Source organism: Streptomyces coeruleofuscus (assembly GCF_039532725.1).
Lineage (GTDB): Bacteria > Actinomycetota > Actinomycetes > Streptomycetales > Streptomycetaceae > Streptomyces > Streptomyces coeruleofuscus.
Genome location: NZ_BAAASE010000005.1, coordinates 794661 through 816365 on the forward strand (window position 1 = coordinate 794661; position 21705 = coordinate 816365).

Here is a 21705-nt window from a genome sequence, read left to right on the forward strand (position 1 = left end):
GCTCGCCGAACTCCTCGAGTTCATTTATGAGAGGCCCCTGAATTCATGGTAAGAGACGGCCTCCGCCGGGACGTAGGACTGATCGGCCTCATGTGGGCGTCGGTCGGCTCCATCATCGGCTCCGGCTGGTTGTACGGTGCCGAGAAGGCAGTCGTGGCGGCCGGCCCCGCGGCGATCCTGTCCTGGCTGATCGGCGCGGTCGCGATCGTGCTGCTGGCACTGGTGCACGCGGAACTCGGCGGCATGTTCCCGGTCGCGGGCGGCACGGCGCGCTATCCGCACTACGCGTTCGGCGGTCTCGCCGGCATGTCCTTCGGCTGGTTCTCCTGGCTCCAGGCGGCGACCGTGGCCCCGATCGAGGTCGAGGCCATGATCGGCTACGCCGGGCACTGGCACTGGGCGCAGGGCTTCCAGCACGCCGGGGACGGGACGCTGACGACGAGCGGGTTCGTCGTCGCCGTGGTCCTCATGGCCGTGTTCGTCGTCGTCAACTTCCTCGGCGTGCGGATCCTGGCGCACACCAACAGCGCCGCCACCTGGTGGAAGGTGGCCGTGCCGCTGGCCGCGATCTTCATCATCGCGGCCGGAAACTTCCACCCGGGCAACTTCACCGAGCACGGCTTCGCGCCGTTCGGCGCCCACGGCGTGCTGAGCGCCGTGAGTTCCAGCGGCATCATCTTCGCCCTGCTGGGCTTCGAGCAGGCGATCCAGCTCGCGGGCGAGAGCCGCGACCCGGCCCGTGACCTGCCCCGCGCGACGCTCGGCTCGGTCGCCATCGGAGCCGCGATCTACGTCCTGCTCCAGATCGTCTTCATCGCCGCCCTGCCGCTGACCGCCTTCGCGCACGGCTGGTCCAAGCTCGACTACCCCGGCCTCAGCGGCCCTTGGGCCGGACTGGCCACCCTGCTGGGGCTCGGCTGGCTGAGCGTGGTGCTGTACCTGGACGCGGTCGTCTCCCCCGGCGGCACCGGCCTGATCTACACCACCGCCACCTCCCGCGTCTCCTACGGTCTGGCCCGCAACGGCTACGCGCCGAAGATCTTCACGCGCACCGACGCGCGCGGCGTGCCCTGGTTCGGGCTGATCGTCTCCTTCGTGACCGGCGTGGTCTGCTTCCTGCCGTTCCCGAGCTGGCAGCAGCTGGTCGGCTTCATCACCTCGGCGAGCGTGCTGATGTACGCGGGCGCCCCGCTGGCGTACGGCGTCTTCGCCGACCGCCTGCCGCACCGCGAGCGGCCCTACCGCCTGCCCGGCGGGAACGTCGTCTCCCCGCTGTCGTTCGTGGTGGCCGACCTCATCATCTACTGGTCGACCTGGGACACGCTGTGGCGGCTCGGGGTGGCCATCGTCCTCGGTTACGTCCTGCTCGGCGGATACGCCTGGTACGCCACCCGCAAGGGCCTGCCCGACGCACCCCGGCTCGACTGGAGGGCCGCCCGGTGGCTGCCCGTCTACCTGCTGGGCATGGGCGTCATCTCCTGGCAGGGCGGCTTCGGCGGTCAGGGACACATCGCGTTGTGGTGGGACATCGCGGTCGTCACGGTGTTCTCCCTGGCGATCTACTACTGGGCCCGGGCGTCGGCGTCCCGCCCGGAGGAGATCGAGCGGAGCATCGGGGAGGTGGCCGTCACCGGGACGCCCGCCCACTGACACCGGCCAGTCGTGGCCGGCGCCTCCATAATGAGCGCATGACCCAGGCCTCTCCGCCCCCGAACTCCGGTGCCCCGCAACGCTTTCCGGTCGTCGTCGTGGGCGCCGGTCCGGCGGGGCTGACCGTCGGGAACATCCTGCGGGCCGGGTCCGTGGACTGCCTGGTGCTGGAGACGGAGACCCGGGAGTTCATCGAGCAGCGGCCCCGGGCCGGAGTCATCGAGGAATGGGCCGTTCGGGGCCTGGAGAAGCGGGGCCTCGCCCGGAACCTGCTGGACCGCGCGGAGTTGCACACCGCGTGCGAGTTCCGCTTCGGCGGCGAGCGGTACCGGTTCCCCTACGGCGAGCTGACCGGCAGCCACCACTTCGTCTACCCACAGCCGTTGCTGGTGACGGACCTGGTGCGCGAGTACGCCGACGTACGCGGCGGACAGATCCGCTTCGGGGTCAAGGACGTGCGGGTGCACGACGTCGACACCGGCCGGCCGTCGGTGTCGTACACCTGCCCGGATACGGGTGAACACCGGGTCGTTCACTGCGACTTCGTGGCCGGCTGCGACGGGGCGCGCGGGGTGTCGCGGGCCTCCCTGCCGCCGGAGCGGGTCCGTGGCGCGCGGCACGACTACGGCATCGGCTGGCTGGCCCTGCTCGCCGAGGCGCCGCCGTCCTCCGACTGCGTGCTGTTCGGCTGCCACGCCAAGGGCTTCGCCGGGCAGATGCCCCGCAGCCCGGAGGTGACCCGCTACTACCTCCAGTGCCCGCCGGGCGACGACCCGGAGAACTGGCCGCCCGAACGCGTCTGGGCGGAGCTCCGGGAGCGGCTCGGGGCGTCCGGTGTGCCGCCGCTGGCCGAGGGGCGGCTGATCGAGAAGCGCGTGCTGGACATGCACGACTACGTGGTCGAGCCGATGGTGTTCGGCCGGCTCTTCCTCGCGGGTGACGCGGCCCACCTGGTCGCCCCCATCGCCGCCAAGGGCATGAACCTCGCCCTGCACGACGCCTTCCTGCTCGGCGACGCCCTGGTGGCCCACCTGACCGGCGGGGACGACAGCGGCCTCGGCGGCTATGCGCAGGCGTGCCTGCGGCGGGTGTGGGACTACCAGGAGTTCTCGCAGTGGCTGTCCGAGGTGTACCACGGCACGGCGGCGGGCGACCCGTTCCGCGCGGGCACCACCCTCGCCCGGCTGCGCCGCCTGTTCACGTCGCCCGCGGCGGCCGCCGCCTTCGCCGAGCAGTACCTGGGGACGGCCGCGCGGTACTGACTCAGTCGTGGACGGGCCGGTCGCTGAGCCGGTGGTCGGCCACGTTCAGCGCCTCGTCCACGAGCCGGCGCAGATGGCCGTCGCGGAGCGAGTAGATCACCCGGCGGCCCTCCTTGCGCGTGTTCACCAGGCCCGCGAGGCGCAGTCGCGCCAGGTGCTGGCTGACGGCGGGCCGGGCCGCCCCGCACCTCTCCGTGAGGGTCGTGACGTCGGCTTCTCCCTCGGCCAGCGCGTGCAGCAGGGTGAGCCGGGTGCGGTCACCGAGCAGGGCGAGGATCTCGGCCGCGAGCGCGAACTGTTCCTCGCCGGGGCTGCGCGGATGCGCATCGTGCGCAGATGATAGGTGCATGCGTGCGCTCATACGCACATAATGGCACCATGGGCGTGAGCACGTCCACTCGCACGCACCGGAAGGGGACTCACGTGAGCGACCGGCACGAGCATCCGCACCACCACCACCACTCCACCGGCCTCCGCCACCGCCTCTCCCACCTCCTCACCCCGCACTCCCACGAGACGGCCGACAAGGTCGACCCGGCACTGGAGTCCTCGGCCCGCGGGATGCGGGCGCTGTGGGTCTCGCTCGCGGTGCTCGGGGTGACGGCGCTGGCGCAGGCGGTCGTGGTGGCCGCCTCCGGCTCGGTCGCGCTGCTCGGGGACACCGTGCACAACGCCGCGGACGCGCTGACCGCCGTGCCGCTCGGGATCGCCTTCGTACTGGGGCGGCGCGCGGCCACCCGGCGCTTCACCTACGGCTACGGGCGGGCCGAGGACCTGGCGGGCCTGGTGATCGTGCTGACGATCGCCGCGTCGGCGGCCTTCGCCGGATGGACCGCGATCGACCGCCTCCTCGACCCGCGCCCGGTCCAGCACGTCCCGGCGGTCGCCGTGGCGGCCCTCGTCGGTTTCGCGGGCAACGAGTGGGTGGCCCGCTACCGCATCCGCGTCGGCCGTGCGATCGGCTCGGCCGCGCTGGTCGCCGACGGACTGCACGCCCGCACCGACGGTTTCACCTCACTGGCCGTGCTGCTGGGCGCCGGGGGGTCGGCCCTGGGCTGGCAACTGGCCGACCCGATCGTCGGGCTGGCGATCACGGCGGCGATCGCGCTGGTGCTGCGGGACGCCGCGCGGGAGGTGTTCCGCCGGGTGATGGACGCGGTCGACCCGGCTCTGGTGGACCGGGCCGAGCGGGCGCTGACCGAGGTCCCCGGGGTGCGCGGGGTCGGCGAGCTGCGACTGCGCTGGATCGGTCACCGGCTGCGCGCCGAGGTCGCGGTCGTGGTGGACGGCGACGTGACCGTACGCCAGGCCCACCGCATCGCCGTCGACGCCGAGCACGCGCTGCTGCACGCCGTGCCCCGCCTCACCGCGGCCCTGGTCCACGCCGACCCGGAACCGGCCCCGGGCGAGGCCGACCCGCATCTGCCGCTGGCCCACCACGCGGCGGCCTAGGGTCTGCCCCTCAGGCGACCCCGAGACCCTCCAGCACCACCGCGCCCGGCAGTTCCGCGAACGCCTTGCCCGGCACCAGCAGCTTGCCGCGCCGCCGGCCGCTGCCGACCAGCACGTACGGCAGGTCGACGACGGCCGCGTCCACCAGCACGGGCCAGCCGCCGGGCAGTCCGAGCGGGGTGATGCCGCCGTACTCCATGCCGGTCTCCCCGGTCGCCGTGTCCATCGCGGCGAACGAGGCCTTGCGGGCGCCGAGTTGGCGGCGTACGACGCCGTTGACGTCGACCCGGGTGGTGGACAGCACGACACTCGCGGCGAGCGTGGACTCGCCACCGCGCTTGCCCGCGACGACCACGCAGTTCGCGGACTGCTCCAGCAGGTCGCGGCCGTAGTGCTCCACGAAGGTGGCCGTGTCGGCCCACTCCGGGTCGGTGTCGACGTAGAGGATCTGGTCGGCGGGGACGCTGCCCTGCCAGTGGCGTACGGCGTCGGCGACCGGGCCGGTGAGCTCGTCGAGGCAGGCGGGGGCCGGACGGGCGTCGTCGAAGTGTCCGATGGGTGCGCGCATGGTCGCACGCTAACAACACCGGACGCCCTCCGACCGGGCGTCTCAGGTCACGGGCGGAACCGAGACGGCCATCATCATCTCCATCGGCACCTCGCCGGTGTTGCCGTACGTGTGCGGCAGGTTGGCCTCGAAGGACACGCTCGCACCGGCGGGGACGCGGTGCTCCACGCCGTCGACGGTGAGCGTCAGTTCCCCGGCCGTGACGTGGAGCAGCTCCATCGTGCCGGCGGGGTGCGGGTCCGACGCGCTGCTCTCGCCGGGCATGAGCCGCCAGTCCCACATCTCCAGCGGGCCGGGGGCCTCGGTGCCCGCGAGCAGCCGGTTGTAGCTGCCGGCCTCGGTGTGCCACAGCCGTACGGCCTGCTCCGCGGGGACGATGCGGACCTTCGGGCCCTGCTCGTAGTCGAGGAGGGTGGTGATGCTGACGCCGAGCGCGTCGCCGATCTTGACGACGGTGCCGAGGCTGGGGTTGGTGCGGGCCTGCTCGATCTGGATGAGCATGCCGCGGCTGACACCCGCCCGGGCGGCGAGCACGTCCAGGGTGAAGCCGCGCACCGCGCGCCAGTGCTTGACGCTGCGCGCCAGGGACTGGGTCAGCAGGTCGAGGTCCGACACATTCCGTCCAATATTCTGTATGACATAGTGCAACACACTGCACTACGGTGTGGTTGACCCGATCGTTCACCGAACTGTACTGCGAGGCATCCGTCCCATGACAGCGCTCTTCGCCCTGGCCACCAGCCTGCTGTGGGGACTGGCCGACTTCGGCGGCGGACTGCTGACCCGGCGCACGCCCGCGCTGACGGTGGTCGTGGTCTCGCAGTCGATCGCGGTGGTCGTCCTGGGCGTGGTCGTGGTGGCGACGGGCGGCTGGAGCGAGGCGGGGCCGCAGCTGTGGTTCGCCGTGGCCGCCGGTCTGGTCGGGCCGGTGGCGATGCTCGCCTTCTACAAGGCGCTCGCGCTGGGCCCCATGGGTGTGGTCTCGCCGCTGGGCTCGATCGGGGTGGCCGTGCCGGTCGGCGTGGGCCTGGTGCTGGGCGAGCGCCCCGGCGTGCTCCAGTTCGTCGGCATCCTGGTCGCCGTCACCGGTGTCTGCCTGGCCGGCGGTCCCCAGTTCCGCGGCGCCCCCGTGCAGCGCCAGGCCATCGCCCTGACCCTCCTCGCGGCCTTCGGCTTCGGCGCGGTGATGGCCCTGATCGCCGAGGCGTCGACCACGCTGACCGGACTGTTCCTGGCGCTGTTCGTGCAGCGGGTGACGAACGTCGCCGCCGGCGGACTGGCGCTGTACGTGTCGGTGCGTCGCGGGGCGCCCGCCCTTCCGGCGGAGGGCTTCCCGTGGCGCTCCCTGCCGGCGCTGGCCTTCGTCGGCCTCGCGGACGTCGCCGCGAACGGCACGTACTCGATCGCCGCGCAGCACGGCCCGGTCACCGTCGCCGCCGTGCTCGCCTCGCTCTACCCGGTGGTGACCGCCGTGGCCGCGCGCGGTGTGCTCCGCGAACGGCTGCGGGCGGTACAGGCCGCGGGTGCGGGGCTGGCCCTGGTGGGGACGGTTCTGCTGGCCTCGGGCTGAGCCGGCCGGGGCCGTTCAGGACTCCGGTTCCAGCTCGGCCAGTCCGGCCGCCGCCTCCTCGTCCAGCTCGGCGAGCCGGGCCGCCGTCTCCTCGTCCAGGCCCGACAGGGCGCACAGCTGCTCGGGGGTGACGCCCTCCGGAATCGGCACGGGCGGCGGGGTGCGCAGCGGCGGCTGCCAGCCGTCGGCCGGTGTCCAGCGCCGTACGACACGCGCCGGCGCGCCCGCCACCACGGCGTGGTCGGGCACCGCGCCCCGGACGACCGCGCCCGCGGCCACCACCACGTTCCGCCCGATCCGGGCACCCGGCAGGATCACCGCGCCCGTGCCGATCCAGCAGCCGGGCCCGATCTCCACCGGCTCCATCCGCGGCCACTGCTTGCCGATGGGCTCGTGCGGATCGTCGTAGGAGTGGTTCGTGGACGTGACGTAGACGTACGGACCGAAGTAGCAGTCGCTGCCGATGGTGACCGTCGTGTCCGCGATGACGTGGCTGCCGCGGCCCAGGACGACGCCGTCGCCGATGCGCAGGATCGGGTCGGGCCCGAGGTCGAGGTCGGGCATCAGGCCCGCGGTGAGCGTGACCTGCTCGCCGATGATGCAGTGGGCGCCCAGGTGGATCCAGGGTTCGCCGAAGACCGTGCCGAGCGGGAAGGCGAGTCTGGTACCTGTTCCCATCGCGCCGAATCGGTAGCGCCCGGGATGTTCGGCGGTCACGGAGCCCGTGCGCTGCACCCAGGCCCAGCCCGTGTGGACGGCGCGCTGCGCGAGGCCCCGCCGCCAGGATGAGAACGTGTTCTTGCGCTTCGGCACGAGGTCACCGTACTCAGCGGACGGAGCCCCCACGGCGCCGAGGGCCTGTGATCTTCGCCCTACCAGGTGGCGTACGGTGCGGGTTGTCTACGACGTTTCCGGGAGGCGGACATGGGACAGCGGGCGATGATCACGGGCATCGGGGGCAGGGAGCCGGAGATCGACGAGACGGCGTTCGTGGCGCCGACGGCGTCGGTGATCGGGGGCGTGACGCTGGGGGTGGGCGCGAGTGTCTGGTACGGGGCCGTCCTGCGCGGTGACGTCGAGACCATCTCCGTCGGTGCGAGCAGCAACGTCCAGGACAACTGCACCCTCCATGCCGACCCGGGGTTTCCCGTCACGGTGGGTGAGCGGGTGTCCATCGGGCACAACGCGGTGGTGCACGGGGCGACCGTCGAGGACGACTGCCTGATCGGTATGGGGGCGACGGTCCTGAACGGGGCGGTGATCGGGGCCGGGTCGCTCGTCGCCGCGCAGGCGCTGGTGCCGCAGGGCATGGTCGTGCCGCCCGGGTCGCTGGTCGCGGGGGTGCCCGCGAAGGTCCGGCGGGAGCTGTCGGAGGAGGAGCGGCAGGGAGTCACCCTCAACGGCACGATGTACGCCGAGTTGGCGAAGGCGCATCGTGAGGTGCACGCGTAGCAGCAGGGCGTCTCACTCAGCAGCGGTTACGGGCTGGGCCTTCTTCGCCTTGCGCTTGAGCACCAGCATCGACGTGAGGCCGACGAGGACCGCCGCCACCAGGCCCAGCCACGAGAAGCGCTTCAGCCAGGACTCGGCGACGATGCCGACGTAGTAGATGACCGCCGTCGTGCCGCCTGCCCAGAGGACGCCGCCGAAGACGTTGGCGATGGCGAACTTCCAGTACGGCATGCGCAGCACGCCCGCGAGGGGGCCCGCGAAGATGCGGAGGAGGGCGACGAAACGGCCGAAGAAGACGGCCCACATGCCCCACTTCTCGAAGGACCGCTCGGCGGTGGCGATGTGCCCCTCGCTGAAGTGCTTGGGGAACTTCTTGCCCAGCCAGGCCAGCAGGGGGCGGCCGCCCTTGCGGCCGATGGCGTAGCCGATGGAGTCGCCGATGATCGCGCCGGCCGTGGCGCTGGCGCCGAGGACGACGGGGTCGATGTCACCGTGCTGGGAGGCGAGCAGCGCGGAGGAGACCAGGATGATCTCGCCCGGCAGCGGGATGCCCAGGCTCTCCAGGCCGATGACCACTCCCACCAGTGCGTAGACGGCCACCGCGGGTACGGTTTCGAGCCACTCCTGGACGTGCAACGCCTGATCCTTTCCCTGTGCTTCCCTATGAGCACGGGAAGCCTACCGGGTGACCAGACGTCCCCCGTGGCTCAGGCGTTCCAGTTCCACTCGGCGACCTCCGGCAGGTCGGTGCCGTGCTCACGGATCCAGGCGTGGTGGCGGGTGCGGGCGTCGGCCATGCGCTGGCGTACGGCCGTGGCGCGCACCGCGAGGCCGGGGACGCGGTCGATGACGTCCATGACGAGGCGGTAGCGGTCGAGATCGTTGCGGACGACCATGTCGAAGGGCGTGGTGGTGGTGCCGGCCTCCTTGTAGCCGCGCACGTGCAGGTGCTGGTGGCCGGCGCGGCGGTAGGCCAGGCGGTGGATCAGCCACGGGTAGCCGTGGTAGGCGAAGATCACCGGCTTGTCGGTGGTGAAGAGACCGTCGTACTCGAAGTCGTTCATGCCGTGCGGGTGTTCCTCCCGGGGCAGCAGCCGGGCGAGGTCGACGACGTTCACCACGCGGACCGACAGGTCGGGCAGGTGCCGGCGCAGCAGGTGCGCGGCGGCCAGGGTCTCCTGGGTGGGGACGTCACCGGCGCAGGCCAGCACGACGTCGGGTTCGCGGGAGCCGTCCTCGGTGCCGGCCCACTCCCAGATGCCGGCGCCGCGGGCGCAGTGGACCCGGGCCTCGTCCATCGACAGCCAGTCGAAGCAGGGCTGCTTGCCGGCCACGACGACGTTGACGTAGTCGCGGCTGCGCAGGGCGTGGTCCGCGACGGACAGCAGGGTGTTGGCGTCCGGCGGCAGGTAGACCCGCACCACCTCGGGGCTCTTGTTGAGGACGTGGTCGACGAAGCCGGGGTCCTGGTGGGAGAAGCCGTTGTGGTCCTGCCGCCACACGTGCGAGGTCAGCAGGTAGTTGAGGGAGGCGATGGGAGGGCGCCACGGCAGTCGCCGGGAGGTGCGCAGCCACTTGATGTGCTGGTTGACCATCGAGTCGACGATGTGCACGAACGCCTCGTAGCAGGAGAACAGCCCGTGCCGGCCGGTGAGCAGATAGCCCTCCAGCCAGCCCTGGCAGAGGTGTTCGGAAAGGACCTCCATCACCCGGCCGTGCCGGTCGAGGTGCTCGTCGACGTCGAGGGTCCCGGCCTGCCAGGCCTTGCCACTGGCGTCGAAGACGGCCTGGAGCCGGTTGGAGGCGGTCTCGTCCGGGCCGACCAGACGGAAGTCCCGGCGGTCGGCGGTGTCCCGCATGACCTGGGCAAGGAGGTCGCCGAGGACGCGCGTGGGCTCGTGCAGGGTCGTGCCCGGCTTGTCGACGGGGACGGCGAAGTCGTCCAGGGACGGGATCGGCAGGTCGCGGACGAGCAGCCCGCCGTTGGCGTACGGGGTGGCGCCGAGCCGCCTGCCGCCCTCGGGGACGCAGGCCAGGACGTCCGCGACCGGCCGGCCCTCGGCGTCGAAGAGTTCCTCGGGCCGGTAGGAGCGCAGCCAGGCCTCCAGTTGCCGCAGGTGGTCCGGGTTGTCACGGACACCGGCCAGCGGCACCTGGTGGGAACGCCAGGTGCCCTCGACCGGCTCGCCGTCCACCTCGGCCGGGCCTGTCCAGCCCTTCGGGGTGCGCAGCACGATCACCGGCCAGTGCGGGCGCTCGGTCACGCCCTCCTCGCGGGCGGCGCGCTGGGCCTCGGCGATGCGGTCCAGCGCGGTGTCCATCGCCTGGGCCATCGCGCGGTGCACGGCCATCGGGTCGTCGCCTGTGACGTGGATCGGCTCGTGGCCGTAGCCGCGCAGGAGCGCGTCGAGCTCGTCCTGGGGCAGACGGGACAGCACGGTCGGATTGGCGATCTTGTAGCCGTTGAGGTGCAGGATCGGCAGGACGGCACCGTCGTGGACGGGGTCGAGGAACTTGTTGGCGTGCCAGGACCCGGCCAGCGGGCCGGTCTCCGCCTCGCCGTCGCCGATCACGCAGGCGACCAGCAGGCCGGGGTGGTCCAGGGCGGCGCCGTAGGCGTGAGCGAGGGAGTAGCCGAGTTCGCCGCCCTCGTGGATCGAGCCGGGCACCTCCGGTGCGACGTGGCTGGGCACGCCGCCGGGGAACGAGAACTGCCGCATCAGCAGCTCCATGCCCTGCGCGTCCCGCGTCACGTCCGGGTACTTCTCGCTGTAGCTGCCCTCCAGCCAGGAGTTGGCGAGCACCGACGGTCCACCGTGGCCCGGGCCCCAGATGCACAGCGCGTCCAGCGCGCGGCTCCTGATCACCCGGTTGAGGTGCGTGTGGACGAGGTTGAGTCCGGGCGAGGTGCCCCAGTGGCCCAGCAGCCGCGGCTTGATGTGCTCGGGCCGCAGCGGCTCGGTCAGCAGGGGGTTCGCGAGCAGGTAGATCTGACCGGCCGCCAGGTAGTTGGCGGCCCGCCAGTGGGCATCCAGCGTGCGCAGTTCCTCGTCGGTCGGTTGCGTGCTGCTGTCCTGGCGCGGGGCCTCGGGCATGAGTGACTCCCTGGGTTCTGCGACGGCCTCAGGAGGAGTACCAGTTTGTTCCGGTTCGATGCCAGGCGCCTCCCGGCCATGTGTCGCAGGGGGTGCGGTGCGCGCCGCGTCAGCCGCCCACGCGTGCGCTCGCCCGCAGCCGCAGGTCCCCTGACCACGCCCCGATCCACCCGCCGCGTGGGTGAGCAGGCCGCCCGAGAAGTACTCGCTCCAGCCGGGCGCCGGCGGGAACAGATCCTCTCCGTCGAGGAGGACCTTCGGGCGGGGCGGGGGCGGGCCGGAGTAGTGCAGGACGAGGGCCCGGTCCTCGGATGCGGCTGGCCGGACCCGACCTCGGGACAGGTGCGGCGTGACGCTGCGCACGCGGCCCGGAGCCCCGCTCTACGGAAGCCCGACGGAGTGGGGTGTCGTCGGCACGGCCGTGGTCACGGTGGCCGGCGCGGAACCGAGGACATCGGCATGGGGCGCCGGACCGAGTACGTCGGTGTCGGGCGCGCCGGTGTCGTCGGGGGCCCGTCCCGGCTCGGCTGCGTCGCAGCAGTCCGCCTGGGCGAACCGCGTCTCGTACCGCTCCTGCGGCAGTTCCCCGGACTCGCTCCGCGGGGGTTCGGGCAGACGCCCGGGCGGGGCACCGTCGTACGGCACGCTCTCCCGGCGGCTCTCCTCCTGACGGCTCTCCCTCTGGCCACTCTCCTGGCCGCTCTCTTTCTGGCCGCTCTCCCGAGGCGCGTCCCGCCCCAGCCGCTCCCCCGGCTCCCCCGCGTCACCCCCGAGGCCAACCTCCGGCTCCAGCACCCATCGCTGCGCCTCTGATCCGTCGCGCCGGGCGACGATCACGTTCCGTCCCTTGCCGTGGGCGACGGCCAGTCCCCTGCCGCCGCGCGGCAGGAGCTCGCCGCGCACGGTGAGGTCGTAGCGCACCACTCCGGCGTGTACGACGCAGCCGGCCAGGACGACCGAGCCCTCCGCGGTGTCGGAGCCGAGGCAGAGGGTGGGGTCGTCGGCGCTGCGCAGCATGCCGTCGTCCTGGTACGACCACTGGAGGGGCCCGGCGGCGGAGCAGGAGGTCAGGACGGCGCGGGCGTCGGCCCGGGCCCGGTCGCCCCGGGCGTCGAGGCACAGGCCGGTGTCGAGGTTGCGCAGCCGCCCGCGGGCCACTTCCACAGCGCGGCCCGCTGATACGGCCGACGGGAGGCCGGCCGAGGGGGTTCCCGCGGAATCCGGGGCGACGGAGTGGCCGCTGACCGCTCCCCAGGTGGCCTGGGGGGCCACGGTGCCGCCTTCCTCCGTCCAGCCCCTGGCGGCGAGCAGCGTCGCGAGCAGTACGAGGGAGGTCACCGTGACCGCGGCGGCCAGCGCCTTCGTTTGTCTCCTCGAAGGCCCGAGCCGGCCGCCCGCCGGCAGGGCATGGGCCGGGAGCCGGTGACGGCCACCGGCCGGGACCGCGGGCAGGGCGCTCCGGCCGCCGTCGCGGCCCGGCCGTGATTCGAGGTAGCGGCGGGCGCCCCAGCCGAGCACGGTCTCGACGAGCAGCTCCCCCAGTCCGCCCTCGAAATGACTGAGTTGCTCGGCGGCGTGCCGGCAGTAGCGGCAGGCCATCAGATGCCGTTGCACATCCGGCAGCAGGGCCCCGCCGCGGCGCATCGGAATGTCCAGCAGACGGTTGTAGAAACGGCATTCCTGCGTCGGCGCCAGTTCCCGGTGGGCCCGGACGCAACCCGCCCGGAATTGCTCGCGCGCCTGCTCCAGCGCGGTCGACGCGGTGCGGACGTCCACTCCCAGCAGACCGGCTGGTACGGATATGTGCTCGGCCTCGACCTCCGTGTGCCAGAGCAGGCATTGGGAAGCTCCCGGAAGTGTTCGGAATGCGCGCTCGGCGAGTCGCCGCCTTTCAGGCGTCGTGGGCCGCGCGGCACGCAGACCGCGGGCGCCGACGGGTTTGCGGAGTTCCGGCAGTATTCCCGAAATGCCGTCGTCGGAGGCCCACTCCCCGACTGTGTCCCGCACGGCGGCGAGCAGTCGCGGGCGCAGAGCGCCGCCGCCCGGCCGGGCGAGTTCCCGGCGGAACGCGGCGGCGGCGGCCATCGACGCCGAGTCCTGCGAGGTGGCCAGGCAGATCACGGCGTACTCGTACGCCGCCCGCCAGTGCCGGGCCAGCAACAGGGCGGCGGCGCGCGGGCCTTCACCGGGATCACCGGCCCGGGCGAGCAGATCGCGATCGGAATCCGCGGACCCCGTTCCGGGGCGCGGCGGGTACGGCGGGCGTGGGGGGTAAGGGGATTGCACTGAACCATTTCCTTCCAGCCGCAGGACGGCACGCGAATTGCGCGCGTCCGTCGGAAAGCAGGTGCGTGATTGGTGCATACCTATGCCGCGTCAACTGCGGACTTGACTGTGAGGCGGCTCACTTTCGCACAGGCGACTGACAAGTAACAAGGAGTTCGGATGCCCCGAGCTCAAAACGAGGCGAATTCAGAAATGTTACCGGCGGTATCCGCACCGGCTTTCGAAAGCACCGCTCCGATGGATCTCAAGTTGTGCGCGCCCAAAGGCGATTCGCACACGAAATCTCCAACTCCCTGGCCGGAGATGGCGCCGATCGTCGACGAGACTGACATGCGAGAGCCCCGGCACTCGGCCGGGGCCCCGCTCGCACGACAGTCGGATCATCCGTTGGGACGCAGCGTCCACACAACGGTCATCTCTCCGGTCACCGCACCATCGGCCCGCTGGATGGCGATGGCGACCGGGAACTCGGGACGCTCACCGGCATCCAGTTCCGCGACGACCTCGGCGGCAGGACGACCGAGGGTCGCGGTGGCGGTGACCGCCCCCATCGCCAGCTTCTTGTAGGAGATCTCGGCGCTGACGGCCAGTGGCACGGCGCGCGAGAGCTGGTCCCCGAACGCGGCCAGCACGATCGCCCCGCTCGCGGACTCGCCGAGCGTGAACATCGCCCCGGCGTGCGGCCCGCCCACGTGGTTGTGATAGTCGCCCTGGTCCGGCAGGGACACCACCGCCCGCTCCGGCGTCGTCTCGAGGAACTCGAGGTTCAGGGTCCGGGCCATGGGCACCGTGGCGGCGAGCATCTCGCCGATGGACATCTGGTCTGCGCTCATGGCCGCATGTTACTCACGAGTAGAGACGGGTGACCAGGCCCGTGTGACGACCGCCGCACCGGTTCCCGCCCCCACCGTCCGCGCCGGCCCGTTCCCGGGTTGCTACGTCTCCGTCCACGGGCGGTGACCGAATCGTGTCCGGAGCGCGGCTAGGGTGGCTGCCCATGTGGCCAGGACAGCAGCCGCCCGGGGGCGAGCAGAACCCGCAGGCGAACAACCCGTACCAGCAGCCGGGATACCAGCAGCCGAATCCGTATCAGCAGCCGGGCTATCAGCAGCAGCCCAACCCCTACGGACAGCAGCCGCAGTGGGGTGCCCCCGGGCAGGCCGGCGCGCCGCAGCCCCCGCAGGGCGGTGGCGGCGGCAACCGGACCAAGCTGGTCGCGATCATCGCCGCCACGGCGGTCGTCGTGGCGGCCGGTGTCACCGGCTTCCTGGTGCTGGGCGGCGACAAGGACGACACCGCGGACGGCGGCAAGGGCGGAAGCAAGAAGAACACGGCGCCGGCGAGCCCGTCCGCGGAGCCGAGCGCACCCGCCACGGGCGACAACCCCCGCGGCGGCGAAGAGGAGCAGCCCACGGTCAAGGGCTGGAAGGTCGTCATCAACCCCAAGTGGGGCACGGCCTTCGACGTCCCCGCGGACTGGGAGGTGGCGTCACCGACGTCGTCCGTCTTCTTCGAGGACGAGAAGTCCGACGACGGCAAGCCGCTCATCACCATGTCGGCTCCGGCGTTCTACAAGTCCGAGTGGTGCACGAGCGACGAGAACAAGGACGGCAGGACCGAGACCACGTCCCTGGCCGGAGCGGGCACCAAGGGTGCGGACGGCGCCAAGAACACCGACGAGGTCGCGGTCAACCAGGTGGCCTGGTGGGTGTTCGGCGGTTACACGCAGCCTGACAAGAAGAGCGTCAAGACCGAGGACAAGGCCAAGCCCTACACCACCGCCGCGGGCGTGAAGGGCAGCGTCGCCTGGGCATGGTCGGAGAACACGCCCGAGAAGGGCAAGTGCGCGAGCGACGGCAAGGCGGTCACGTTCGGCTTCAAGAACTCGGTGGGCGACTTCGTCGCGTGGAGTTTCTACGGGGCCAAGGGCGTCAAGGGCGAGGTGCCCAAGGAGACCATCATGAAGATCCTCAGCACGGTCCGGCTGCACGGGGAACCGACCGGAGGCTGACCCGGAAGCCGAACGGGCCCGCCCCGGCAGGAGGCGGGCCCGGCTCACCGGACTCTCGGGACGCCGCGCAAACGGTTCGGCGGGACGGGCTCCCGGCGGCGATGGCCGGCCGGCGACATCCCCGCCATCCCGGACCGCCTCCGCCCGGAGCCTCCGCCGGCACGTGTCGTCCCCCGCCACACCGGTGGCCCGGGGCGGCACGGAACACGCGTCAGCCGATACCGAACGCCCCGTCGGGGGGCACCGGTGACGGCACGGCGTCCTCGTCCCGCACCGCCCGCGCGTCCCCGATGAACTCCCGCAGAGCGGCGCCGTGTTCGACCCGGGCCGGGAACGCGTCGGCGGCCGTGAGCCGGGCCAGGGCGGCCACGTCCACCGGCTCGTGCCCGGCCACGAGCACCGCGTTCCCGAAGCGCCGCCCACGCAGTACGCCCGGTTCGGCGATCAGCACGAGTTCCTCGAAGGCGGTGGCCAGCGTGGCGAGTTGCGACCGCAGGAAGTCGAACGGCGCCGCATCGGGGAGATTGACGAGGTAGGCCCCACTCCCCCGCAGGACCCGCGCGGCCTCCCGCACACAGGTGACGGACGTGAGATGCGCCGGAACCCGCGAACCGCCGAACACATCGGCGACGATCACCTCGGCCGACCCCGTGGCGGCGTTCTCCAGCCACTTCCTCGCATCCGCCGCGTGCAGCGCGACCCGGGCCCCCTCCGGCAACGGCAGATGCTCGGCCACCAGCTCCAGCAGCCCCCGATCGGCCTCGACGACGTCCTGCCGGGACCCCGGCCGGGTCACGGCCACGTACCGGGGCAGCGTGAGCGCCCCACCCCCGAGATGCACGACATCCAGCGCACGCCCCGGCTCACCCACGACGTCCAGCACGTGCCCGAGCCGCCGCGCGTACTCGAACTCCAGGTGCGTGGGATCGTCCAGATCGACGTACGACTGCGGCGCCCCGTCGACGGTGAGCAACCAGGCCCGCTCCCGGTCGATGTCGGGCATGAGCTTGGCTGTGCCGTGATCGACGGTGCGGGTCACGGGAATGGCGTCCTTCACCCCTCAATTGTGCCGAGGAAGACGCCGAGAAGGGGTGCGGGGCCGTGCCGACATGCGGCTCCGCCGCGCGGGCGCGACCAGCCACGACGACCCCGCAGTCCTCCACCACCTCAACCCACCACGGTCACGGTCCCCGCCCCAACCGTCCTGCCACCTTCACGAATGGCGAACCCGAGCCCCGGCTCCAACGGCACCTCCCGACCCAGCTCCACGGTCATAACAACCGTGTCACCGGGCCGTGCCACCGCCACCTCACCGAGGTCGACCACCCCCACCACATCCGCGGTCCGGATGTAGAACTGCGGCCGGTACCCGCTGGAGACAGCCGTCGTACGCCCACCCTCGCGCGCGGACAGCACATACACCCGCGCCGTGAAGCGACGACTGGGCACCACACTCCCCGGCGCGGCCACCACGTGCCCCCGCCGGACGGCATCCCGGGGAACTCCCCGCAGCAGCAGTGCCACGTTGTCCCCGGCCTGCGCCTCCTCCATCGGCTTGCCGAAGGTCTCCAGCCCCGTGACCACCGTCTCGACCGAAGCCCCGAGCACCTCGACCTTGTCCCCGACCCGCACCGTGCCCCGCTCCACGGCACCGGTCACCACGGTCCCCCGCCCCGTGATGGTGAGCACGTTCTCCACCGGCAGCAGGAACGGCGCGTCCAGGTACCGCTCCGGCATCGGCACGTACGTGTCCACCGCGTCGAGCAGCGCCTCGATCGAGGCCGTCCAGCGCGGGTCCCCCGCCAGCGCCTTCAGTCCCGAGACGCGCACCACGGGTACGGAGTCACCGCCGTAGCCGTGCGCGGTGAGCAGGTCGCGCACCTCCAGTTCGACCAGGTCGGTCAGCTCCTCGTCCCCCGCGTCGGCCTTGTTGAGGGCGACCACGATGTGGTCGACGCCCACCTGCCGGGCGAGCAGCACGTGTTCGGCGGTCTGCGGCATGATCCCGTCGAGCGCGGAGACGACGAGGATCGCCCCGTCGAGCTGCGCGGCACCGGTCACCATGTTCTTGACGTAGTCGGCGTGGCCCGGCATGTCGACGTGCGCGTAGTGCCGCGTGTCGGTCTCGTACTCGACGTGCGCGATGTTGATGGTGATGCCGCGCGCCGCCTCCTCGGGCGCCCGGTCGATCCGGTCGAACGGCACGAACGTGCCGGAGCCGCGCTCGGCGAGGACCTTGGTGATGGCGGCCGTGAGGGTGGTCTTGCCGTGGTCGACATGACCCATCGTGCCGATGTTGAGATGCGGTTTCGTGCGGACGTAGGCCGTCTTGGACATGGCTGAACCTCGAAGCGTCTAGTCATGAAGTGGGACCCCGAGGACTGCCCGACCCTCCCCTTGCGGGGTCCGCCGGAGGAACCGGAGAGGGTCAGCTTCGGGCGCCGTCGGCAACGGCCGTGAGAACGGCGACGGCAGCCTTCGGGGCATCCGTGACCACGGATGCTGCGAGGGTGAAGGCGTGCCGGAACATGGGACAGATCATTGCCGACGCTTAACCGCACGTCGAATGGTTTTCGGGCCGCCCGGTGGGCCCGCCCCGTGGGTCCGCGCCGGGGGTTGCGCCCGGGCACCTGTGACGCTCGTGAGACGAACCATACGGCGATCACACACATTTGTCGGTTAGTGTCACCGGATGCTCGATGCCACCACCCGCTCTGGGGGCACCGCCACGGCCTCTCCCCGGGCCACCACCGCGGAGCTCGCCGTCGCCGCCCCCTCGGCAACGACCGCCTCGCCCGTCCCGCCCACCGGTTTCGCCGCTCGCTGCACCAGAGTTCTGCTCTCTCCGTGGTCGCGGCTGTCCCTGCTCGTCGCACTGCTCGCCGCCGGTGCCTGCGGGGTCCTGTTGTTCGAGCCGCAGCGGCTGCTGACGCAGGGCTGGCCGCCACAGCTCGGCGGAGCCATGGCGGCTGTGGTGTTCGCGGTGGCGTACGGCGTGTGCACCGTGGCGTTCGTGCCGAGGCCGCTGCTGAACCTCGCGGCGGGAGCCCTGTTCGGTTCGCAGGTGGGCACCGGCGTGGCGCTGGCGGGCACGGTGCTCGGTGCCGGGATCGCCTTCTGCCTGGGGCGGGCGCTGGGCCAGGACGCCCTGCGGCCGCTGCTGCGCGGGCGCTGGCTGAAGGCCGCGGACGGCCAGCTCAGCCGGCACGGCTTCCGCTCGATGCTGGTGGTGCGGCTGTTCCCCGGTGTGCCGTTCTGGGCGTCGAACTACTGCGCCTCGGTCTCCCGCATGGGCCTGCTGCCGTTCCTGCTGGCGACGGGCCTCGGCTCGATCCCGAACACCGCCGCCTACGTCGTCGCCGGCGCCCGCGCCTCCACCCCGACGTCCCCCGCCTTCCTGGTCGCCCTGGCCTGCATCGCCCTGCCCGCGCTGGCGGGCGTGGTGGTGGCCTGGCGCAAGCGGCACCGCCTGCGCCAGCTCTGACGAACCGTTACACCGGCCCGGCTCACACCCGTTCCAGCACCATGGCGTTGGCGAGCCCGCCCGCCTCGCACATGGTCTGGAGCGCGTACCGGGCGCCCCGTTCGCGCATCGCGTGCACCAGGGTCGTCGTCAGCCGGGTGCCGCTCGCGCCGAGCGGGTGGCCGAGCGCGATGGCGCCGCCGTGCACGTTGACCCGGGCGAGGTCGGCGCCGGTCTCCTGCTGCCAGGCCAGTACGACGGCCGCGAACGCCTCGTTGACTTCGAACAGGTCGATGTCGTCCAGGGTCAGCGACGCCCTGCGCAGCACCTTCTCGGTAGCCGGGACGACGCCCGTCAGCATCAGCAGCGGGTCGGATCCGGTGACGGCGAAGCTGTGCAGCCGGGCGAGCGGGCGCAGGCCGAGACGGGCCGCCGTCTCGCTGGAAGTGATGAGAACCGCGGAGGCCCCGTCGTTGATCGGGCTCGCGTTGCCCGCCGTGACGTTCCACTCGATCTGCGGGAAGCGTTCGGCGAAGCCGGGGTCGTGGTAGGCGGGCTTGAGGCCGGCGAGGATCTCGGTGGTGCTCCCGGGCCGTACGCACTCGTCGCGCGCGACGCCCTCCAGGGGTGCGACCTCGGCGTCGAAGAGCCCGCCGTCCCAGGCGGCCGCGGCCTTCCGGTGCGACGAGACGGCGAAATCGTCCATCTGCTCGCGGCCGATCGACCACTTGGCGGCGATGAGCTCGGCACTGATGCCCTGCGGGACGAGCCCCTCGGGGTAGCGCTCGGCGATCCCGGGCCCGAAGGGGTCCTTACCCGCGGGCACGTTCGACCACATCGGCACCCGGCTCATCGACTCGACCCCGCAGGCCACGACGAGGTCGTACGCGCCCGAGAGGACGCCCTGCGCAGCGAAGTGCACGGCCTGCTGGGAGGAGCCGCACTGGCGGTCCACGGTGGTCGCGGGCACCGACTCCGGGAAGCCCGCGGACAGGGCGGCGTAGCGGGTGGTGTTCATGGCCTGCTCGCCGACCTGGTCGACGGTGCCGCCGATGACGTCGTCGATCAGCACCGGGTCGACACCGGAGCGTTCGACGAGGGCGCGCAGGGTGTGGGCGAGGAGCTCCACCGGGTGGACGTGCGCGAGGGCGCCGTTCGGCTTGCCCTTGCCGATCGGGGTGCGTACGGCTTCGACGATGACTGCGTCACGCATGTGCGGGCCTCCACGACTACCAGCGAGTAGGAAATCCAAACTCACCGTAGCCCGCCGGGTTGGAAATTCCAACCCTCTCCTAGACTGAGCTTCATGGCCGCCAGCAAAGACCCGCGCCCCTGCTCCATCGCCGACACCCTGGCCCTCGTGGGCGAGAAGTACTCCCTGCTCGTGCTGCGGGAGGTGTGCCTCGGCAACGGCCGGTTCGACCAGCTGGTGCGCAACATCGGCGCTCCTCGCGACATCCTCGCCGCGCGGCTGCGCCGGCTCGTCGACGCCGGGATCCTGGTCAAGCAGCTCTACAGCGAGCGCCCGCAGCGCTTCGAGTACCGGCCGACCCGGGCCGGGCTGGAACTGGAGCCGGTGCTGATGACCCTCATGGCCTGGGGCGACCGCCATCTGCGGACGGACGGCGACCGCCCGATGGTCGTGGAGCACTCCTGCGGCCGGGCGCTCACCCCGGTCGTCACCTGCCGGGCCTGCGGCGACGAGGTGCGCCACGAGGACCTCAGGGCCCACCCCCAGGCGCCGGGCTGGACGGTGACCGGGCCGACGGCGGCCTGATCCCGCCCTGCCGCGGGGGCACCTGCCAAACCCCTGTGTCGGAGCGGTCATCCAGGGGCGCTACGCTTCCCCCTCGGCACACCTGATCCCCCGGTCCTCGCACCCGGCGGCCCGGCGTGCCCGTCGTCCGTTCCACGATCGGCACTTGGACTCCGCTACCTCATGTCTTGGTTCGAATCACTCATCCTCGGACTCGTCCAGGGGCTGACCGAGTTCCTCCCCGTCTCCTCCAGCGCGCACCTGCGGCTGACGGCGGCCTTCTCGGGCTGGGAGGACCCGGGCGCGGCCTTCACGGCGATCACCCAGATCGGCACCGAGGCCGCCGTGCTGATCTACTTCCGCAAGGACATCGGGCGGATCATCTCGGCGTGGACGCGCTCGCTCACGAACAAGGAGCTGCGCAGCGACCCCGACGCGCGGATGGGCTGGCTGGTCATCGTCGGCTCGATCCCGATCGGTGTGCTCGGCGTGACGCTGAAGGACCAGATCGAGGGGCCGTTCCGCGACCTGCGGATCACCGCGACGATGCTGATCGGCATGGGCATCGTCCTGGGCGTCGCCGACCGGCTCGCGGCACGGGACGAGAAAAGCGGCCGGCACCGCGCTCCCAAGCAGCGCAAGGCCCTGGAGGACCTGGGCGTACGGGACGGCCTGATCTACGGCGTCTGCCAGGCCATGGCGCTCGTCCCGGGCGTCTCCCGCTCCGGCGCCACCATCAGCGGCGGCCTGTTCATGGGCTACAAGCGCGAGGCCGCGGCCCGCTACTCCTTCCTGCTCGCGATCCCCGCCGTGCTCGCCTCCGGCCTGTTCGAGCTCAAGGACGCGACGGAGGGCGGCCACGTCTCGTGGGGGCCGACGATCTTCGCGACGGTCATCGCCTTCGCGGTCGGCTACGCGGTGATCGCCTGGTTCATGAAGTTCATCTCGACCAAGAGCTTCATGCCGTTCGTCTACTACCGCATCGCGCTCGGCATCGTCATCATCGCCCTGGTGACGATGGGGGAGCTGAGCCCGCACGCCGCCGAGTCGGCGGGCTGACCCGGCGGGTCTGTGACCCGCGTCTCGTGACCAACCGCATAGGGCCGGGACAGCCGTCCGGTGGCGGCCTGTCAGTGGCTG

General features: G+C 72.0%; 20 protein-coding genes. 9 read left to right on the plus strand and 11 right to left on the minus strand.

Going from position 1 to position 21705, the window contains the following annotated elements; genetic code table 11:
• Window positions 1-45 precede the first annotated feature (45 nt).
• Together ABFX81_RS23025 and ABFX81_RS23030 are read left to right on the plus strand one after the other, a co-directional pair.
• Window positions 46-1650 carry an amino acid permease gene (locus ABFX81_RS23025; protein ID WP_086846178.1) on the plus strand — a complete coding sequence of 535 codons (1605 nt, stop codon included), beginning with the start codon at window positions 46-48 and terminating at the stop codon, window positions 1648-1650.
• Between the two features lie 38 nt (window positions 1651-1688).
• On the plus strand, window positions 1689-2912 hold the full coding sequence (locus ABFX81_RS23030; RefSeq protein ID WP_086846180.1) for a 4-hydroxybenzoate 3-monooxygenase: 1224 nt from the start codon (window positions 1689-1691) through the stop codon (window positions 2910-2912).
• 1 nt (window position 2913) lies between these two features.
• Here ABFX81_RS23030 and ABFX81_RS23035 read toward each other — a convergent pair whose 3' ends face one another.
• Window positions 2914-3273, minus strand: a complete 360-nt coding sequence (locus tag ABFX81_RS23035; RefSeq protein ID WP_346138576.1) for an ArsR/SmtB family transcription factor — start codon at window positions 3271-3273, stop codon at window positions 2914-2916.
• A gap of 17 nt (window positions 3274-3290) precedes the next feature.
• On the opposite strand from ABFX81_RS23035, the gene ABFX81_RS23040 reads away from it, so the two are divergent.
• Complete coding sequence (locus ABFX81_RS23040; protein WP_428837205.1) at window positions 3291-4364, plus strand: cation diffusion facilitator family transporter; 1074 nt, start codon at window positions 3291-3293, stop codon at window positions 4362-4364.
• Between the two features lie 10 nt (window positions 4365-4374).
• On the opposite strand, the gene ABFX81_RS23045 is transcribed toward ABFX81_RS23040, so the two are convergent.
• Together ABFX81_RS23045 and ABFX81_RS23050 are read right to left on the minus strand one after the other, a co-directional pair.
• Window positions 4375-4932, minus strand: coding sequence for a YbaK/EbsC family protein (locus tag ABFX81_RS23045; protein WP_086846186.1), 558 nt, complete (start codon window positions 4930-4932; stop codon window positions 4375-4377).
• 42 nt (window positions 4933-4974) lie between these two features.
• Complete coding sequence (locus ABFX81_RS23050) at window positions 4975-5547, minus strand: cupin domain-containing protein (protein WP_086846188.1); 573 nt, start codon at window positions 5545-5547, stop codon at window positions 4975-4977.
• 97 nt (window positions 5548-5644) lie between these two features.
• On the opposite strand from ABFX81_RS23050, the gene ABFX81_RS23055 reads away from it, so the two are divergent.
• Window positions 5645-6502 (plus strand): EamA family transporter, encoded by an 858-nt coding sequence (locus ABFX81_RS23055; RefSeq protein ID WP_086846190.1) that lies wholly within the window; start codon window positions 5645-5647, stop codon window positions 6500-6502.
• 15 nt (window positions 6503-6517) lie between these two features.
• Here the strand turns inward: ABFX81_RS23055 and ABFX81_RS23060 are convergent, their stop codons facing one another.
• Window positions 6518-7315 (minus strand): DapH/DapD/GlmU-related protein, encoded by a 798-nt coding sequence (locus ABFX81_RS23060; protein ID WP_086846192.1) that lies wholly within the window; start codon window positions 7313-7315, stop codon window positions 6518-6520.
• Window positions 7316-7426: 111 nt separating this feature from the next.
• Between ABFX81_RS23060 and ABFX81_RS23065 the strand changes: the two genes are divergently transcribed.
• Window positions 7427-7954 (plus strand): DapH/DapD/GlmU-related protein, encoded by a 528-nt coding sequence (locus ABFX81_RS23065; protein WP_086846194.1) that lies wholly within the window; start codon window positions 7427-7429, stop codon window positions 7952-7954.
• Between the two features lie 12 nt (window positions 7955-7966).
• Here the strand turns inward: ABFX81_RS23065 and ABFX81_RS23070 are convergent, their stop codons facing one another.
• From ABFX81_RS23070 to ABFX81_RS23085, 4 genes are all read right to left on the minus strand, one after another.
• Window positions 7967-8590 carry a VTT domain-containing protein gene (locus tag ABFX81_RS23070; protein ID WP_086846196.1) on the minus strand — a complete coding sequence of 208 codons (624 nt, stop codon included), beginning with the start codon at window positions 8588-8590 and terminating at the stop codon, window positions 7967-7969.
• Window positions 8591-8661: 71 nt separating this feature from the next.
• Window positions 8662-11049: a phosphoketolase gene (locus ABFX81_RS23075; RefSeq protein WP_086846198.1), complete on the minus strand. Its 2388-nt coding sequence runs from the start codon at window positions 11047-11049 to the stop codon at window positions 8662-8664.
• A 381-nt stretch (window positions 11050-11430) separates the two neighbouring features.
• Complete coding sequence (locus tag ABFX81_RS23080; RefSeq protein WP_346138577.1) at window positions 11431-13335, minus strand: ricin-type beta-trefoil lectin domain protein; 1905 nt, start codon at window positions 13333-13335, stop codon at window positions 11431-11433.
• Window positions 13336-13715: 380 nt separating this feature from the next.
• Window positions 13716-14168 (minus strand): DUF4442 domain-containing protein, encoded by a 453-nt coding sequence (locus tag ABFX81_RS23085; protein WP_346138578.1) that lies wholly within the window; start codon window positions 14166-14168, stop codon window positions 13716-13718.
• 164 nt (window positions 14169-14332) lie between these two features.
• Here ABFX81_RS23085 and ABFX81_RS23090 point away from each other — a divergent pair, with 164 nt between their 5' ends.
• On the plus strand, window positions 14333-15346 hold the full coding sequence (locus ABFX81_RS23090) for a DUF8017 domain-containing protein (RefSeq protein WP_086843615.1): 1014 nt from the start codon (window positions 14333-14335) through the stop codon (window positions 15344-15346).
• A 211-nt stretch (window positions 15347-15557) separates the two neighbouring features.
• Here the strand turns inward: ABFX81_RS23090 and ABFX81_RS23095 are convergent, their stop codons facing one another.
• Entirely contained in the window at window positions 15558-16403 is an 846-nt protein-coding gene (locus ABFX81_RS23095; RefSeq protein WP_086843613.1) for a fused MFS/spermidine synthase, read from the minus strand.
• A 110-nt stretch (window positions 16404-16513) separates the two neighbouring features.
• A complete protein-coding gene (gene tuf / locus ABFX81_RS23100) occupies window positions 16514-17683 on the minus strand; it encodes an elongation factor Tu (RefSeq protein ID WP_086843611.1) in 1170 nt (389 codons plus the stop codon).
• 355 nt (window positions 17684-18038) lie between these two features.
• Between tuf and ABFX81_RS23105 the strand changes: the two genes are divergently transcribed.
• Window positions 18039-18830, plus strand: a complete 792-nt coding sequence (locus ABFX81_RS23105; RefSeq protein ID WP_086843609.1) for a VTT domain-containing protein — start codon at window positions 18039-18041, stop codon at window positions 18828-18830.
• Between the two features lie 22 nt (window positions 18831-18852).
• Here ABFX81_RS23105 and ABFX81_RS23110 read toward each other — a convergent pair whose 3' ends face one another.
• Window positions 18853-20022, minus strand: a complete 1170-nt coding sequence (locus ABFX81_RS23110) for an acetyl-CoA C-acyltransferase (protein ID WP_086843607.1) — start codon at window positions 20020-20022, stop codon at window positions 18853-18855.
• A gap of 93 nt (window positions 20023-20115) precedes the next feature.
• Between ABFX81_RS23110 and ABFX81_RS23115 the strand changes: the two genes are divergently transcribed.
• Together ABFX81_RS23115 and ABFX81_RS23120 are read left to right on the plus strand one after the other, a co-directional pair.
• Window positions 20116-20586 carry a winged helix-turn-helix transcriptional regulator gene (locus ABFX81_RS23115; protein ID WP_086603531.1) on the plus strand — a complete coding sequence of 157 codons (471 nt, stop codon included), beginning with the start codon at window positions 20116-20118 and terminating at the stop codon, window positions 20584-20586.
• Between the two features lie 162 nt (window positions 20587-20748).
• A complete protein-coding gene (locus ABFX81_RS23120) occupies window positions 20749-21624 on the plus strand; it encodes an undecaprenyl-diphosphate phosphatase (RefSeq protein ID WP_086843605.1) in 876 nt (291 codons plus the stop codon).
• The last annotated feature ends 81 nt before the right edge of the window (window positions 21625-21705 follow it).

What these genes read in the sequence shown, in the direction of transcription:
- ABFX81_RS23030 (WP_086846180.1), top strand. Translation starts at nt 1,689, where the DNA reads ATGACCCAGGCCTCTCCGCCCCCGAACTCCGGTGCCCCGCAACGCTTT.
- ABFX81_RS23120 (WP_086843605.1), top strand. Translation starts at nt 20,749, where the DNA reads ATGTCTTGGTTCGAATCACTCATCCTCGGACTCGTCCAGGGGCTGACC.
- ABFX81_RS23025 (WP_086846178.1), top strand. Translation starts at nt 46, where the DNA reads ATGGTAAGAGACGGCCTCCGCCGGGACGTAGGACTGATCGGCCTCATG.
- ABFX81_RS23090 (WP_086843615.1), top strand. Translation starts at nt 14,333, where the DNA reads ATGTGGCCAGGACAGCAGCCGCCCGGGGGCGAGCAGAACCCGCAGGCG.
- ABFX81_RS23085 (WP_346138578.1), bottom strand. Translation starts at nt 14,168, where the DNA reads ATGAGCGCAGACCAGATGTCCATCGGCGAGATGCTCGCCGCCACGGTG.
- ABFX81_RS23065 (WP_086846194.1), top strand. Translation starts at nt 7,427, where the DNA reads ATGGGACAGCGGGCGATGATCACGGGCATCGGGGGCAGGGAGCCGGAG.
- ABFX81_RS23035 (WP_346138576.1), bottom strand. Translation starts at nt 3,273, where the DNA reads ATGAGCGCACGCATGCACCTATCATCTGCGCACGATGCGCATCCGCGC.
- ABFX81_RS23045 (WP_086846186.1), bottom strand. Translation starts at nt 4,932, where the DNA reads ATGCGCGCACCCATCGGACACTTCGACGACGCCCGTCCGGCCCCCGCC.
- ABFX81_RS23055 (WP_086846190.1), top strand. Translation starts at nt 5,645, where the DNA reads ATGACAGCGCTCTTCGCCCTGGCCACCAGCCTGCTGTGGGGACTGGCC.
- ABFX81_RS23110 (WP_086843607.1), bottom strand. Translation starts at nt 20,022, where the DNA reads ATGCGTGACGCAGTCATCGTCGAAGCCGTACGCACCCCGATCGGCAAG.
- tuf (WP_086843611.1), bottom strand. Translation starts at nt 17,683, where the DNA reads ATGTCCAAGACGGCCTACGTCCGCACGAAACCGCATCTCAACATCGGC.
- ABFX81_RS23105 (WP_086843609.1), top strand. Translation starts at nt 18,039, where the DNA reads ATGCTCGATGCCACCACCCGCTCTGGGGGCACCGCCACGGCCTCTCCC.
- ABFX81_RS23115 (WP_086603531.1), top strand. Translation starts at nt 20,116, where the DNA reads ATGGCCGCCAGCAAAGACCCGCGCCCCTGCTCCATCGCCGACACCCTG.
- ABFX81_RS23075 (WP_086846198.1), bottom strand. Translation starts at nt 11,049, where the DNA reads ATGCCCGAGGCCCCGCGCCAGGACAGCAGCACGCAACCGACCGACGAG.
- ABFX81_RS23040 (WP_428837205.1), top strand. Translation starts at nt 3,291, where the DNA reads ATGGGCGTGAGCACGTCCACTCGCACGCACCGGAAGGGGACTCACGTG.